The 14,047-nt window shown below is 72.2% G+C and carries 15 protein-coding genes; 9 read left to right on the top strand and 6 right to left on the bottom strand.

Annotated features, from left to right (window positions below; genetic code table 11):
• Positions 1–70: 70 nt before the first annotated feature.
• From ACQPY4_RS11680 to ACQPY4_RS11690, 3 genes are all read left to right on the top strand, one after another.
• Positions 71–307 carry an acyl carrier protein gene (locus ACQPY4_RS11680; protein WP_433335408.1) on the top strand — a complete coding sequence of 79 codons (237 nt, stop codon included), beginning with the start codon at positions 71–73 and terminating at the stop codon, positions 305–307.
• Between the two features lie 69 nt (positions 308–376).
• Complete coding sequence (locus tag ACQPY4_RS11685; protein ID WP_433335409.1) at positions 377–1,972, top strand: AMP-binding protein; 1,596 nt, start codon at positions 377–379, stop codon at positions 1,970–1,972.
• Positions 1,969–3,225, top strand: a complete 1,257-nt coding sequence (locus ACQPY4_RS11690; protein ID WP_433335410.1) for a pyridoxal phosphate-dependent aminotransferase — start codon at positions 1,969–1,971, stop codon at positions 3,223–3,225. Before ACQPY4_RS11685 ends, ACQPY4_RS11690 begins: the two co-directional genes overlap by 4 nt.
• A 12-nt stretch (positions 3,226–3,237) precedes the next feature.
• Here ACQPY4_RS11690 and ACQPY4_RS11695 read toward each other — a convergent pair whose 3' ends face one another.
• On the bottom strand, positions 3,238–3,993 hold the full coding sequence (locus tag ACQPY4_RS11695) for a thioesterase II family protein (RefSeq protein ID WP_433335411.1): 756 nt from the start codon (positions 3,991–3,993) through the stop codon (positions 3,238–3,240).
• Between the two features lie 182 nt (positions 3,994–4,175).
• On the opposite strand from ACQPY4_RS11695, the gene ACQPY4_RS11700 reads away from it, so the two are divergent.
• Together ACQPY4_RS11700 and ACQPY4_RS11705 are read left to right on the top strand one after the other, a co-directional pair.
• Positions 4,176–5,735: an acyl-CoA carboxylase subunit beta gene (locus ACQPY4_RS11700; protein WP_433335412.1), complete on the top strand. Its 1,560-nt coding sequence runs from the start codon at positions 4,176–4,178 to the stop codon at positions 5,733–5,735.
• A complete protein-coding gene (locus ACQPY4_RS11705; protein WP_433335413.1) occupies positions 5,732–5,938 on the top strand; it encodes an acyl-CoA carboxylase epsilon subunit in 207 nt (68 codons plus the stop codon). Before ACQPY4_RS11700 ends, ACQPY4_RS11705 begins: the two co-directional genes overlap by 4 nt.
• A 6-nt stretch (positions 5,939–5,944) precedes the next feature.
• Here ACQPY4_RS11705 and ACQPY4_RS11710 read toward each other — a convergent pair whose 3' ends face one another.
• Positions 5,945–7,168, bottom strand: coding sequence for an RNA polymerase sigma factor (locus ACQPY4_RS11710; protein WP_433335414.1), 1,224 nt, complete (start codon positions 7,166–7,168; stop codon positions 5,945–5,947).
• The gene (locus ACQPY4_RS11715) at positions 7,165–7,512 is read right to left on the bottom strand and encodes a YciI family protein (protein ID WP_433338888.1); all 348 of its coding nucleotides are present in this window, start codon (positions 7,510–7,512) and stop codon (positions 7,165–7,167) included. The genes ACQPY4_RS11710 and ACQPY4_RS11715 overlap by 4 nt, the downstream gene beginning before the upstream one ends.
• Positions 7,513–7,745: 233 nt before the next feature.
• Here ACQPY4_RS11715 and ACQPY4_RS11720 point away from each other — a divergent pair, with 233 nt between their 5' ends.
• Positions 7,746–9,296 (top strand): M28 family metallopeptidase, encoded by a 1,551-nt coding sequence (locus tag ACQPY4_RS11720; protein ID WP_433335415.1) that lies wholly within the window; start codon positions 7,746–7,748, stop codon positions 9,294–9,296.
• A gap of 56 nt (positions 9,297–9,352) precedes the next feature.
• Here the strand turns inward: ACQPY4_RS11720 and ACQPY4_RS11725 are convergent, their stop codons facing one another.
• The 3 genes from ACQPY4_RS11725 to ACQPY4_RS11735 form a co-directional block, all read right to left on the bottom strand.
• Positions 9,353–10,837, bottom strand: coding sequence for a SulP family inorganic anion transporter (locus tag ACQPY4_RS11725; RefSeq protein WP_433335416.1), 1,485 nt, complete (start codon positions 10,835–10,837; stop codon positions 9,353–9,355).
• A 49-nt stretch (positions 10,838–10,886) separates the two neighbouring features.
• A complete protein-coding gene (locus ACQPY4_RS11730) occupies positions 10,887–11,480 on the bottom strand; it encodes a carbonic anhydrase (protein WP_433335417.1) in 594 nt (197 codons plus the stop codon).
• Positions 11,481–11,624: 144 nt separating this feature from the next.
• Entirely contained in the window at positions 11,625–11,984 is a 360-nt protein-coding gene (locus ACQPY4_RS11735) for a hypothetical protein (protein ID WP_433335418.1), read from the bottom strand.
• A 583-nt stretch (positions 11,985–12,567) separates the two neighbouring features.
• Between ACQPY4_RS11735 and ACQPY4_RS11740 the strand changes: the two genes are divergently transcribed.
• The 3 genes from ACQPY4_RS11740 to ACQPY4_RS11750 are packed head-to-tail and all read left to right on the top strand — an operon-like array spanning position 12,568 to position 13,940.
• Positions 12,568–13,152 (top strand): M36 family metallopeptidase, encoded by a 585-nt coding sequence (locus tag ACQPY4_RS11740; RefSeq protein ID WP_433335419.1) that lies wholly within the window; start codon positions 12,568–12,570, stop codon positions 13,150–13,152.
• Positions 13,145–13,681, top strand: a complete 537-nt coding sequence (locus ACQPY4_RS11745; RefSeq protein WP_433335420.1) for an RNA polymerase sigma factor — start codon at positions 13,145–13,147, stop codon at positions 13,679–13,681. The genes ACQPY4_RS11740 and ACQPY4_RS11745 overlap by 8 nt, the downstream gene beginning before the upstream one ends.
• The gene (locus ACQPY4_RS11750; protein ID WP_433335421.1) at positions 13,674–13,940 is read left to right on the top strand and encodes a hypothetical protein; all 267 of its coding nucleotides are present in this window, start codon (positions 13,674–13,676) and stop codon (positions 13,938–13,940) included. The genes ACQPY4_RS11745 and ACQPY4_RS11750 overlap by 8 nt, the downstream gene beginning before the upstream one ends.
• Positions 13,941–14,047 lie beyond the last annotated feature (107 nt).

Here is a 14,047-nt window from a genome sequence, read left to right on the forward strand (position 1 = left end):
TGTGCCGTCCGTAGGTTGACGCCGTGGAGACAGGTGCTCTCCACGACTTGTTTCAGGCACGGGAGTTGATGTGTGGGACGAGCAGTTCGAAGCGCTGCTGCGAAAGTATCTGCCTTTCTTGCCGACCGATGAGCCACTGGCGCCGGACACCGGGCTGCGCGACTACGGCCTTGATTCGATCGGCACCACCGAATTGCTGGCCGCGATCGAGTCCGCGTATTCCGTGCGATTCGCCGACGACGCGCTCAACATGGAGACCTTCGCCGACCCCGGTGTGCTCTGGGCGGCGCTGGCCAAGCTGATCTGACCGGGCGGCGGTCCCGGCGATTTCCCTGACCTTTCCGTGCAGCGCGATGTCGAGCCCACAGGAACACGCATGACCCTGAATCGAGAAAGTTATGCCCCCGCGCAGGTCCGGGGCGAGTACCTGCACGAGTTCATGCTGGCCGCGGGACGGACGACGCCGGACGCCCCGGCCGTGGTCCAGCTCTCCGGCGACGGGCTCGACACCTTTTCCTTCCGCTGGCTGGAGCGGCAGGTCCACGACTACTCCGGCGCGCTGGACGAGCTGGGCATGGACGTCGGTGACCGGGTCGTCCTGGAGGCCGACACCTCCGCGCACTCGATCGCGATGTTCCTTGCCTGCTCGACGCTGGGGCTGACGTTCGTCCCGGTGAGCCCGGAGTCTCCGGCCAAGCGGCTGATGGCGATCGTCGAGGCCACCGAGCCCGCGCTGCATCTGCAGAGCGCCGAGGGCGTCCGCGACGGGATCCCCGCGACGGTCGGGACGGCCCGGTTCGGCCCCGACGGGCTGCGGGTGGAGCGGCCGCCGGTGCCCAAGGTCCGCCACCGCCGCGAGGTCGTCGACACCGACCCGGCCTACATCATCTTCACCTCCGGGACGACGGGCCGCCCCAAGGGCGTCGTCATGAGCCACCGCGGCGTGACCGCGTTCTACCGGGGGATGATGCGGCAGGGGATTGTCGACGGGAGCGATCGCGTCGCCAGCACCTCGCCGTTGCAGTTCGACTTCTCCCTGCTGGACATCGGGCTGGCGCTGGGCAGCGGCGCCGCCCTCGTCCCCGTCCCCCGGGACCGGTTGCGCTGGCCGCGCCGCTTCATGCACTTCCTCCGGGAGGCGGGCGTCACGCATGTCGACGGCGTCCCGTCGATCTGGCGTCCGGTGCTGCGGCACGAGCCCGAGCTGCTGGCCGAGCTGCCGGACCTGCGCGGCATCCTGTTCTGCGGTGAGGAATTTCCGCTGCCCGAGCTGCGCCATCTGCAGCGCCTGCGCCCCAGGACCCGCATCATCAACTGCTACGGCGCCACCGAGTCGATGGCCTGCTCGTTCACCGAGGTGCCCGATCCCATCCCGGACGACCTGCGGCGCCTGTCCATCGGGTTCGCCCACGCGGGCGCGGAGATGCTGGTCGTGGACGACGCGGGGCGGCCGATCGAGGAGCCCGGGGTGTCCGGCGAGATCTACCTGCGGAGCCCGGCGCTGTTCACCGGCTACTGGGACGATCCCGCCGCGACCCGGGAGGCGCTGGTCGCCGACCCGCTCAACCCCCGGTCGGGGCAGCTGGTGCTCCGCTCCGGGGACGTCGCCTACCGGGGCGAATTGGGCGAGCTGTACTTCTGCGGCAGGGTCGACTCGCAGGTGCAGATCCGGGGCAACCGGGTCGAGCTCGGCGAGGTGGAGCGGCGGCTGCTGGAGTTCCCGGGTGTCGCCGCGGCCGCCGCGCTGCTGCTGCCGCGCGGGGCCGACGAGCCGGTGCTGGTCGCGTTCGTCGTCATGGCGTCCGAGGCGCACGCCTTCGACAAGATGGAGCTGCGCGCGGGCTGCATGGAGACGCTGCCCGACTACATGGTCCCGCAGGACCTGCATGTCCTGAGCGAGCTGCCGATCACGGTGCACGGCAAGGTCGACCGCGCGACGCTGATCCGCCGCTTCGGGGCCGGGGCCGCATGATAGGCCGACGACTGTCGCCCAACCTGGCCCTCAACCAGCTGGTGGCGCGGCGCCGGGGCGACGGCGAGTCCATCGTCCACCTGGGGTTCGGCGAGGCGCGCCTGCCCGCCTTCCGCCCGCTGGTCGAGCGGCTGGTGGCCGGCGCCGAGCGGAGCCTGTACGGGACGGTCGCGGGCAGCACGGCCGTCCGTGAGGCCGCGGCCGGGTACTTCACCCGGCGGCGTGTGGCGGCGGCCCCCGACCAGATCGTGGTGGCGCCCGGCAGCAAGCCGCTGCTGATGGCGCTGAACATGGTCATCCCCGGTGACGTGCTGCTGCCCCGGCCGTGCTGGAACACCTACGCGCCGCAGGCGGCGTACGCGGGCAAGCGCGCCTTCGGCGTGCCGATCCCCGACGAGTGCGGCGGCGTCCCCGAACCCGCCGCGCTGCGCGAGACCGTCCGCGCGGCCCGCGCCCGCGGCCACGACCCGCGGATCGTCGTGCTCACGCTGCCCGACAACCCCACCGGGACGCTCGCCCCGCCGTCGCTGGTCCGTGAGATCTGCGCGATCGCGGAGGAGGAGGACCTCTACCTCATCTCCGACGAGATCTACCGTGACCTGCTGCACGACCCGGCCCGGCCGGTCCTGAGCCCCGCCGAGGTGGTGCCGCGGCGCACGGTGGTGACGACCGGGCTGAGCAAGAGCCTGGCCATCGGGGGGTGGCGCATCGGTGTCGCCTGCTTCCCGGACGGCGCGTGGGGCCGCGACATCCTGGCGGGCGTCACCTCGTTCGCCAGCGAGGTCTGGTCGACCCTGGCGGGGCCGATGCAGGAGGTCGCGGCCTACGCGTTCGCCGAACCGGTGGAGCTGCGCGAGCACCTGGCCGCGATCGTCAGGCTGCACGGCGCCGTGGCGCGCGAGGTGCACCGGAGCACCGTGGCGGCGGGCGCGACGTGCCGGCCGCCGACCGGCGGCTTCTACATCTACCCGGACTTCGAGCCGGTGCGCGGCGCGCTGGAGCGGCGCGGCATCACCGACTCCGACTCCTTCCAGCGGCAGCTCCTGGACGAGTTCGGGGTGGCGGTGCTGGCCGGTCACCACCTCGGCGACGACGAGGGCGCCCTGCGCTTCAAGGCCGCGACCGGCCAGCTGTACGGGGAGACCCAGGAGCAGCAGGAGCTGGCGCTGCGCGCCGAGGACCCGCTCCGGCTGCGGCACATCACCGAAACGCTGACCAGGATCGAGGAGAGCTTCGCCAAGCTCTGCCGCTGACCGGCGCGGGGCCTAGGCTCCGCGCAGCGCCTTGCGGAGGCGTTCGATCGTGGCCTCGGGCTGGTCGGTCAGGTAGAAGTGGCCGCCCGGGGCGATCTGGAGGTCGAACGCGCCGGTGGTGTGGCCCCGCCACGCCGCGGCCTCGTCCAGCGTGACCTGGGGGTCGTCGTCCCCGACGATGACGGTGACCGGGCAGCTCAGCCTCGGGGTGTCCGCGGGGAGCCGGTAGGTCTCGATCGCGCGGTAGTCGGCGCGGACGGCGGGCAGCACCATCCGGCGCAGCTCCTCGTCGGCCAGCAGCCGCGCGTCGGTCCCGCTGAGCTTGTCGAGCTCGGCCAGCAGACCCTCGTCGTCGCGCAGGTGCACGTTCTCGCTGCGATGGCACGACGGCGCGCGCCGGCCGGACGCGACCAGCACGCGGGGCGGCGTGCCGTGCCGCTCCATGCGCCGGGCGACCTCGAAGGCCACGGTCGCGCCCATGCTGTGGCCGAACAGCGCCGGGCGGTCCCCGAGCCAGGGCCGCAGGGCGTCGAAGACGGCGTCGGCCAGCGCCGGGATGTCGGCGATCGGCGGCTCGTTGCGCCGGTCCTGGCGTCCGGGGTACTGCACGGTGAGCACTTCCACGTCCGGGCTCAGCTTGGCCGACACGGGGAAATAGAACGTGGCCGACCCGCCCGCGTGCGGAAAGCACACCAGCCGCGTCACGGCCTCGGGAGCCGGATGGAAACGCCGAATCCAGGTGCCGCCGTCAACGGTCGACTCCGTCATGGCTTTTCTCCTCGGTCTCAATTGATATTCCGGCAATTGTGCGGTCGGCACCGAACCACCGCCAACCCCTAAGCTCCCCTAACGCCGGAGGGCAGGTTTAGGGGCCATCCGGGATGGCGGTCCGGTGCCGCGCCGGGAACACTGAACGGAGCCGACCGTACGATCACAGGACGAGGTGCGACGTGTCACCACCGGACATCCGTCTCCGGGTCTCCGAGCTTCACGCCGTCACGGACGCGGCCGCCCGGGGCCCGGCGGCGGGGGCGACGCGGGCCCAGCACGCCAAGGGCAAACTGACCGTCCGGGAACGGCTGGAATTGCTCTTCGACCCCGGCACGTTCCGGGAGATCGAGCAATTGCGCCGGCACAGGTCCACCGGTTTCGGGCTCGAAGACCGGCGGCCGTTCACCGACGGGGTCGTGACGGGCTGGGGCCAGGTGCTGGGACGCACCGTCTTCGCCTACGCCCATGACTTCCGCGTCTTCGGCGGCTCGCTGGGCGAGGCGCACGCCGAGAAGATCCACAAGGTCATGGACCTGGCCGAGAAGGCCGGGTCCCCGCTGGTCGGCCTGTGCGACGGCGCCGGGGCCCGCATCCAGGAGGGCGTCACCGCCCTGGCCGGATACGGCGGGATCTTCCGCCGCAACGTCCGCTCCTCGGGGGTGATCCCGCAGATCAGCGTGATGCTGGGCCCGTGCGCGGGCGGCGCGGCCTACTCGCCCGCGCTGACCGACTTCGTCTTCATGGTCCGCGACATCGCCCAGATGTACGTCACCGGCCCGGACGTCGTCCGATCGGTCACCGGCGAGGAGATCACCCACGAGGGCCTCGGCGGCGCCGGGGTGCACGGCACCCTGTCGGGCGTGGCGGCGATCGTCAGCCGGGACGAGGCCGAATGCCTGGACGAGGTGCGCCACCTGCTGTCGCTGCTGCCGTCCAACAACCGCGAGACGCCGCCCGCCGAACCCGCCGCCGACCCGGCGGACCGCACCAACGAGCCGCTGCTGGACCTGGTCCCCGCCGACCCGGGGAAGGCGTACGACATGCGCGCCGTGATCGGCGAGATCGTCGATGACGGCGACCTCTTCGAGGTGCACGCCCTGTGGGCCCCGAACATCGTCTGCGCGCTGGCCCGGCTGGACGGCCACGTCACGGGGATCGTCGCCAACCAGCCGCAGCACCGCGCCGGGGTCCTGGACATCCACGCCGCCGAGAAGGGCGCCCGCTTCGTCCAGTTCTGCGATGCCTTCAACATCCCGCTGGTGACCCTGGTGGACGTCCCCGGTTTCCTGCCCGGCAGCGACCAGGAGCACAACGGCCTCATCCGGCACGGCGCCAAGCTGCTCTACGCCTACTGCGACGCCACCGTCCCGCGCGTCCAGCTGATCCTGCGCAAGGCGTACGGCGGCGCCTACATCGTGATGGACTCGCGCTCCATCGGCGCCGACCTGTCGTTCGCCTGGCCCACCAACGAGATCGCGGTCATGGGCGCCGAGGCCGCCGCCGACGTGGTCTTCCGCCGGGAGTTGGCCGTCGCCGAGGACCCGGCCGCCACCCGCGCCCAGCGTCTCAAGGAATACCGCCAGGAGCTGATGCATCCCTACTACGCCGCCGAGCGCGGCCTGGTGGACGAGGTGATCGACCCGGCCCGCACCCGCGCCACGCTGATCGACGCGCTGGCGATGCTCCGGACCAAACACGTCCCGCTTCCCTCCCGCAAGCACGGCAACCCCCCGGCGTGAAGGAGCCGGCCATCACCGGACCGCCGACCCTGCGCGTCGTCCGCGGCGCCCCGAACGCCGAGGAACTGGCGGCGCTGACGCTCGTCCTGCTCGCCCTGGCGCGGCCTCCGGCGACCGCGGCGCCCCCGCGCACCCGCCCGGCCCTGTGGCCCGCGCCCCGGCACGGCTCGCTCCCACACGCGTGGACACCCCGTCCGGCGTAGCCGGGATCAGCCGGGGCCCGGGTGGGCCCGGTTGGTGAGGTGGGTGCGTTCGATGGGGTTGGTGGCCGCCTGGGCGGCCTGGTGGTAGGCGGCCTGGGCCTCCTCGTGGCGGCCAAGCCGCGTGAGCATCTCGGCGCGGGCCGCGGGGAGGCGGTGGTAGGAGGCGAAACGGGGGTCGGTGGAGAGGCGGTCGAGCTCGGCGAGGCCCGCTTCCGGACCGGCGACCATCGACCAGGCGACGGTCCGGCCCAGCGTCGCAACGGGGGACGGGTGCGCCTTCAGCAGGATGTCGTAGAGGGCCAGGATCTGGGGCCAGTCGGTCTCGGGCTCGGTGTGCAGGGCGGCTATCGCGGCCTGGACGGCGTAGGGCCCGGGGCCTCGGGACGCCGAGCGGCGCAGGGCCTGCTCCACCAGGGTGCGGCCCTCCTCGATCGCCCGGTGGTTCCAGCGGGAGCGGTCCTGGTCGGCCAGGAGGACCAGGGCGCCGTCGGCGTCGACGCGGGCCTCCCGGCGTGAGTCCAGCAGGAGCAGCAGGGCCAGCAGGCCCAGCGTCTCCGGCTCGTCCGGGATGAGCCTCACCAGCAGGCGGGCCAGCTCCAGCGACTGGTCGAGCAGTTCGGGACGGGTCAGCTCCGTCCCGGCGGTGCTGGTGTGGCCCTCGGTGAACAGCAGCGACACCACGGCCAGGACGGCGGGGAGACGTTCGGGGAGTTCGTGGTCGGCGGGGATGCGGTAGGGGATGCCCGCCTGGTGGATCTTCTTCTTCGCGCGGGTGAGGCGGGCCGCCATCGTCCGCTCGGCGACCAGGAACAGGCGCGCGATCTCGGGCACGTGGAGGCCGCAGACCAGGCGCAGGGTGAGGGCGACCGAGGTCTGGGGCGCCAGGGCCGGGTGGCAGCAGGTGAAGATCAGGCGGAGCCGGTCGTCGCGGAGGGAACCCGGGGGCGGCGGGTCGTCGGCGTCCGGGACGATCAGCAGCGGCAGCCTGCGCTGGATCGTCGAGCGGCGGCGGGCCCGGTCCACGGCCTTGCGCCGGGCGGCGGTGGTGATCCACGCGACGGGGTTGCGGGGCACGCCGGTGCGGCCCCAGGTGCGCAGGGCGGACTCGAACGCCTCCTGCACGGCGTCCTCCGCCTCGTCCAGGTCGCGCGTGAGGCGCGCCACCGTGGCCAGGACCTCGGCCCAGCCACGGCGGTGCGCCTCCGCGACGGCGGTCTCTACCGCGCTCACACCTCCGGCGTCTCCCAGATCGGACGGACCTCGATCGCCGAAGCCATCGGGCAGTGCCGGGCGATCTCCAGCGCCTCGTCCAGGTCGGCGGCCTCGACGATGTAGAACCCGCCGATGAACTCGGTGAGCTCGACGAACGGGCCGTCGGTCGTCACCAGGCCGTCGGGCGAGGGACGGACGGTCGTGGCCGTGTCGGTGGGGCCGAGCGCCTCCCCGGAGAACGCGGTACCGCGCTTGCCCAGGTACTCGGCGAAGGCGATGTGCTCGTCCATGGTCGCCTGGATCTCCGCCTCGGGCGCCTGCGCCCAGTCCTTGTTCTTCTCGTTGTCGATGAGCATCAGCATGTATTTCACGGTGGTGTCCTTCCCGTTTCCGAGTGTCATCTAGACGACGCAGCCGATCTTGGAGAATCAACACCCGGGACGAGTGAATCGCGCGTTGGAGCACAGGGCGGCCGTTTCTGGCCGTTTCCGCTGGTCTGGGGGGTTCTGTCTTCACTTGAGGGGGTGGGCGGCGATACGTTCCGGCGCAAGCGACCTCGGGGGATCGACCGTCGCTCCGATCTGAGGAGCCCACCGTGCCTCTTCACCTGAATACCGGCGTTCTGCGTGCCGCGACCGCGGCCGCGGCGATCGCCCTGCCCCTCTCCCTCGTCGCTCCCGCGACCGCGGCGCCCGACGAGCGGCAGAGGACGCTCCAGAGCATCACCCTCCCGAACGCCAAGCGGCATCTCACGGCGTTCCAGGCCATCTCCGACGCCAACGGGGGCACCCGGGCGTCCGGGACGCCGGGCTACGCCGCGTCCCGCGACTACGTCGCCGGGCTGCTGCGCAAGGCCGGGTACAACGTGACCGTCCAGCCATTCGCGTTCCCGTTCTTCCGGGAGAACTCGACCGGGGTGATGAACCAGATCTCGCCGGACGCCAGGACCTACACGCCCACGCCGCCGGACGGCAGCGTCGTCGGCGACTTCGCCACCATGACCTACTCGGGCTCGGGCGACGTCACCGCGACGGTCCAGGCCGTCGACCTGGTCCTGCCGCCGTCCCCGGCCCCGGGTTCGACCAGCGGGTGCGAGGCCGCCGACTTCGCGGGCTTCACGTCGGGCAACATCGCGCTGCTCCAGCGCGGCACGTGCAGCTTCGAGATCAAGGCCCAGAACGCCCAGGCCGCCGGGGCCGGTGGCGCGATCATCTTCAACGAGGGCCAGCCCGGACGCACCGACACGCTCCAGGGCACGCTCGGCAACCCGGGGCTCACGATCCCGGTGGTCGGGACGAGCTTCGCCGTCGGCGAGGACCTGGCGTCCCCGGCGGGCACGGTCGTCCGGCTGAAGACCGACACCGAGAGCGAGACCCGCACGACGTGGAACGTCCTGGCCGAGTCCAGGCACGGCGACCCGTCCAAGGTCGTGATGGCCGGTGCCCACCTCGACAGCGTCCTGCCGGGTCCGGGGATCAACGACAACGGCTCCGGCAGCGCCGCGCTGCTGGAGACGGCCGTGCACCTGGGCAAGCTGCCGGTGAAGAACAAGCTGCGCTTCGCCTGGTGGGGCGCCGAGGAGCTCGGCCTGCTGGGGTCGGAGCACTACGTCGGGAACCTGTCGGAGGCCGACCGCGCGAAGGTGGCGCTGTACCTGAACTACGACATGGTCGCCTCGCCGAACTTCGCCTACATGATCTATGACGGCGACGACTCCGACGCGACCGGCGCCCCCGCCGGCCCGCCCGGATCGGACGAGATCGAGAAGACCTTCGAGCGCTACTACGACGCGCTCAAGCTCCCGCATATCGGGACCGACTTCAGCGGACGCTCCGACTACGGCCCGTTCATCGCGGTCGGCATCCCGTCCGGCGGCCTGTTCACCGGCGCCGAGGGCATCAAGACGGCCCGGGAGGCCGAGCTGTTCGGCGGGACGGCGGGCGCGGCGTACGACGGGTGCTACCACCAGGCGTGCGACACGATCGCCAACATCGACGACAGGGCGCTGAAGGTGAACCTGGGCGCCATCGCCCACTCGGCGGTCACCTACGCGTTCAGCCGTGACCTGCCCGGTCCGGCCGTCCGCCCGGCCACGTCCGGCGCGGCCCGGCACGGCGACCACGACCACGGGGGGCTCGCCCGCTAGACCAGGAGAGGCCGCCGATGATCCCCCCGGGGATCATCGGCGGCCTCGGTCATGGGTCAGGCGGGCACCAGCGGGTCGCCCGGCAGGTGGACGGGTGCGGTGCCCTCGTCGTTGTGGCGGGCCGCCCAGGTGGTCAGCGCGGAGCGGCAGGCGTGGTCCAGGTGCCGCAGACCGCCCAGGTCAAGGGCGATCGGACGGTCCTTGGGCAGCGCCTCCAGCGCGTCGAGCATCCGCGGCAGGCGCAGGAAGGTCGCGTTGCCGATCAGGCGGACCTCGATCGGCCCCTCGCCGGGGTCGTCGACGTCCAGGTGGACGTGCGAGGTGTCCCACGCCGTCTTCACCACCGCCAGCAGCAGTCCGATCACCACGCCCTCGAACATGTTCAGGGCCACGATCGACAGCGCCGTGGCGCCGAGGATCACCGCCTCGCTGCGGTGCCCGCGCCAGAGCACCCGCAGCTCGCCCAGCGGGAGCAGCTTCCACCCGGCGTTCACCAGGACGCCCGCCAGCGCCGCGACCGGGATCAGCTCCAGCGCGGACGGCAGCAGCGCCGCGAACAGCAGCAGCCACAGCCCGTGCAGGACGCGCGACGCCTTCGTCCGCGCCCCCGCCTGGACGTTGGCGGCGCTGCGGACGATCACCGCGGTCATCGGCAGCGCCCCGAGCAGCCCGCAGACGGTGTTGCCCGCGCCCTGGGCCATCAGCTCCTTGTCGAAATGGGTGCGCGGGCCGTCGTGCATGCGGTCGACGGCCGACGCGCTGAACAGGCTCTCGGCCGAGGCGATCAGCGTGAACGCCACGACGGTTCCGATCACCCCCAGCTGGGCCAGCGCGGCCAGATCGGACGGGTCGGGCGGCCGGACGGCGTCAAGCAGCCCCGACACCTGGACGGTCTTGACGTCGAGCCCGAGCGCGAGGGCCGCGACCGTGGCCAGCGCCACCGCGGCCAGCGGGGCGGGCAGCGCCCGGACGACCGGCGGCAGGCGCCGCCAGACCGCCATGACGGCGATCGTCCCGGCGCCGAGCAGGAACGCGGTGCGGGCGGTGGAGGAGCCCGCGACGTCCGCCGCAAGACCGGGCAGCCCGGTGATCTTGGCGATGCCGTCGGCCGGCGCCGCCCCGTCGGCCATCGCGTAGAGCTGCCCGGCGATGAGGATCAGCCCGATCCCGGCGAGCATGCCCTCGACCACCGAGACCGAGATGGCCCGGAACCAGCGGCCCAGGCCGAGCGCGCCGAGCAGCAGCTGAAGGCCGCCGGTGAGCAGGACGATCACACCGAGGACGCCGAGACCGTGGGCGCGCACCGCCTCGAAGACCAGCACGGTCAGGCCCGCGGCCGGGCCGCTGACCTGGAGCCGGCTGCCGGGCAGCGCGCCGGCGACCAGCCCGCCGACGATCCCGGTGATCAGCCCGAGCTCGGCCGGGACGCCGGAGGCGACGGCGACGCCCACGCACAGGGGCAGCGCCACGAGGAAGACGACGAGCGACGCGGTGAAGTCGCGCCGGAGGGTGGGAAGGTCGAGGGCAGGCAGGGAGAGCATTCCATCCTCACGTGAGCGGGGTCGGGCAGGGCGGGGACGAGGCCGTGCGTCACAGCGGCTGGAACCGGTCGTCGAACGGGCGGTGGGCGAACACCGTCCCGGTGTGGACCTCGTAGAACCAGCCGTGCACGCCCAGGCGGCCCTCGGCCGTCCGGCGCGCGATGGCGGGGTAGGCCCGGAGCCGTTCCAGCTGGACGAGCACGTGGGCCTGGACGGCCTCGGTGAGGTCGGTCCCGGCGTGCGGCCTGAGCGGGCCGGGGTCGACCGAGCGTTCGAGCCAGCCGCGCACCGACGGGACGGCGCTCAGATCGTCGCCGCGGACCATCGCGCCGACGGCGCCGCAGTGCGAGTGGCCGCAGACCACGATGTCGGCGACCTCCAGCACCTCGACGGCGTACTCGATCGTGGCGGCCTCGGCGAACGGGTGGTCGGGGCGGTGCGGCGGGATGATGTTGCCCGCGGTGCGCAGCTCGAACAGCTCGCCGGGGCGGGCGCCGGTGAACAGCGACGGGACGACCCGCGAGTCCGAGCAGCTGATGAACAGGGCCTGCGGTGACTGCCCGGCGGCGAGGCGGTCGAGCTCCTCGCCGCGCTCGGCGGCGAGCCGGGGAAAGGCGCGGGCATGGTCGACGAATGACTGCATGGCGGAAGACCTCCTGGCGTGTGATGGAAGCCACGTCGGTGTGGTGAAAGCGGTCATGCCGTGAAATCGAGCAGGGTGAACGGCCCTCAGGGCCGGAGAAGGGCGGATCCGCGGACCCGCGCTGAGAAGGAGCCTCGCGGGCTTCTAGATGCGGAGAACCTGGAGGACGCTCGGATGGGGCGCCTCGGGGACGCGGTGCAGACCCGGCGCGACCTTTCCGGTCGTCGCGTGCACCGGCGAGCGCGAGTGGGAGGGCGCCGGCGCGAGCGGGTGGGACATCGCCACGGCCAGGGCCGGGTACCGCGCGGCGTGGACGTCCTCGTCGAGCGGGTCGTCGCTGGTGGCCGAGGACAGGCACACCTCCGCCACGGCGTGCTCGAACGAGGCGTGCGAGCCCTCGCAGCCCACCAGGAAGGCGGCCGACCAGGCCAGCGCGAGGGCCGTGAGGGCGGCCAGCGCGGCGGGGACCCTCCGGGTCCCGCGCACCGACCTGACCTGCGTCACAGCCCCATCACCTCTCGGTGGAACACCTCATGAACGCGCCGACACTGGCGAACCTACGCAGCATTCTTCCAGATTTTGTAACGCCATCGTTAACGCTCTATGACATCCAACTCGACCCGCTCTGGAGGTGTTTGCTCACTTTTCTCCACTTTTACTCACCTAAAATTGCCGGAAAGGCGGGCTCCTGCTCACCTGTCGCAAATGTGGGAAAGGTCACATGGTCAGCGGCGTGATCCCTAAGCGCAGGTGAGAGAACGAATGTGGGCACCGGGAGGGCCCTGGAGGGTGCCGGTACGAGGGCATGTGTGTGGTAATGGCGCGACTCCCGTACGTCACTGTGGTGGAAGGCGTGGCCCCACGAAGACAAACGCGTGATCCCATTCGAATGGGCATGGACAGCCGGGCCGGCCCCCCGTTCCGTTGTGGTCAATCCGCAGGGAGCCGTGGGGCGAACGGCGCCCCGGCGTGTCGCACAGGGGGGAATACGCCCGGCTGCGCGGGCTGGCCGAGGGAATGCACGAAAGGTCGGAAGGCGACGTCCAGACGGACGCGCATCACCCGCGCGGCCGGAGACTTTGTCCCGGTGGCCGGAGGGCAGGACCCCTACCGGGAGCGTTTCGTCCCGGGGCTCTACGTCGAGCTGATGTTCCGCCGCGGCCTCGCGTTCGGCTACGTGGTCGGCCGGGACGCCGAGCCCGCCGTCCTGTTCCGCCACGACCTCACGGCAAACGTCGCCTTCACCTGCCACGTCCACAACCTCGGACGGGGCGACCCGGTGCTGGCCGAGGGCAACGACTTCAGCGGCACCAACAACGCCAACATGCGCACGCCGGCCGAAGGCGCGAGCCCCCGAATGCAGGTGTTCGTCTTCCCGGGCACCGACCCCGACCGGACGAGCAACCTGGAGGCGCTGATCGTCATCCACGAGCTGGGGCACTACGTCAGCAACCGGCTGATCGGCAACGCCAACGGGCTGACCGGCGGACGGGATCGTCCCGTCCGCCCCGGGGGCGAATCCTTTCGCGGTCTCCCGGCCTCTCATGTATGTACCTGTTGGACCGATCGGGAGGTCGTCATGATCATTGGTGCCGCCGTCATCGCCGGGGCCGCGCTCCTGTGCACCTGCACCGTCGTCGCGCTGCGCAGGCGGGGACGCTCGCGTGGCTGAGACCGGCTGGCCGGACGCCCCGCTGATCGCCGCCGCGCAGGGCGGCGATCCCGAGTCGATCGCGGCCCTGGTGTCGGGGTCGCATCCGCACGTCCGGCGCTTCGCCCGCTCGCTGTGCGCCACGCCCGAGGACGCCGAGGACGCCGCGCAGGAGGCGCTGATCATCCTGTATCGCAAGATCGGGATGCTCCGCGCCTCCGGCGCCCTGGCCTCGTGGATGTTCCGGATTGTCCGCAACGAATGCCTGCGCCGCACGCGCCTGCTGCTGCGCGCCCCGGCCCCCGTCGCGGACGCGCCCCTGCCGTCCGCCGAGGACCAGGCGCTGCTCCGGCTGGAGGCCGGACGCGTCGCCGCGGCGATCGCGGCCCTGCCCGACGACCAGCGCCGCGTGCTGATCATGCGGGACGTCCAGGGGTACAGCGGCCGGCTGGTCGCCTCCGCCCTGGGCCTCAGCACCGCCGCGATGAAATCCCGGCTGCACCGCGCCCGCGCCGCGCTGCACCGCTCCCTGGAGGTTCCCGTTGACTGAGTCCAAGGGCTTCGCCAGCTCGTCCGTGCCCCGCCACCTCGCCCGGGGCGTCCTGGGCTTCGGCGCTCTGGTCGCCGCCTTCGCCCTCGTCCCCCGTTACGGCCCGATCACCCTGCTGCTGGCCCCGCTCGCCCTGCCGGCGCTGCGCGGCTGCCCGACCTGCTGGACGATCGGCCTCGTCCAGACCATCTCCCACGGGCGCGTCCGCCGCGAGTGCGCGGACGACCGCTGCGAGCTGCGCCTCGCCCCGCGCGAATAGGCGGCGGATTGCCGAAAAGTGCCATTGGCACGGATTGGCCACCGGGCGGTTCCCACTCGGGTAGAAACGCGGACCCCACCACGAGTTCGCGGCTCGAAAGGACCACC

This window comes from Spirillospora sp. CA-294931 (genome assembly GCF_050946795.1).
Classification (GTDB): domain Bacteria; phylum Actinomycetota; class Actinomycetes; order Streptosporangiales; family Streptosporangiaceae; genus Spirillospora.

What these genes read in the sequence shown, in the direction of transcription:
- ACQPY4_RS11685 (WP_433335409.1), top strand. Translation starts at nt 377, where the DNA reads ATGACCCTGAATCGAGAAAGTTATGCCCCCGCGCAGGTCCGGGGCGAG.
- ACQPY4_RS11715 (WP_433338888.1), bottom strand. Translation starts at nt 7,512, where the DNA reads ATGCTGATGCTCATCGACAACGAGAAGAACAAGGACTGGGCGCAGGCG.
- ACQPY4_RS11695 (WP_433335411.1), bottom strand. Translation starts at nt 3,993, where the DNA reads ATGACGGAGTCGACCGTTGACGGCGGCACCTGGATTCGGCGTTTCCAT.
- ACQPY4_RS11725 (WP_433335416.1), bottom strand. Translation starts at nt 10,837, where the DNA reads ATGCTCTCCCTGCCTGCCCTCGACCTTCCCACCCTCCGGCGCGACTTC.
- ACQPY4_RS11730 (WP_433335417.1), bottom strand. Translation starts at nt 11,480, where the DNA reads ATGCAGTCATTCGTCGACCATGCCCGCGCCTTTCCCCGGCTCGCCGCC.
- ACQPY4_RS11690 (WP_433335410.1), top strand. Translation starts at nt 1,969, where the DNA reads ATGATAGGCCGACGACTGTCGCCCAACCTGGCCCTCAACCAGCTGGTG.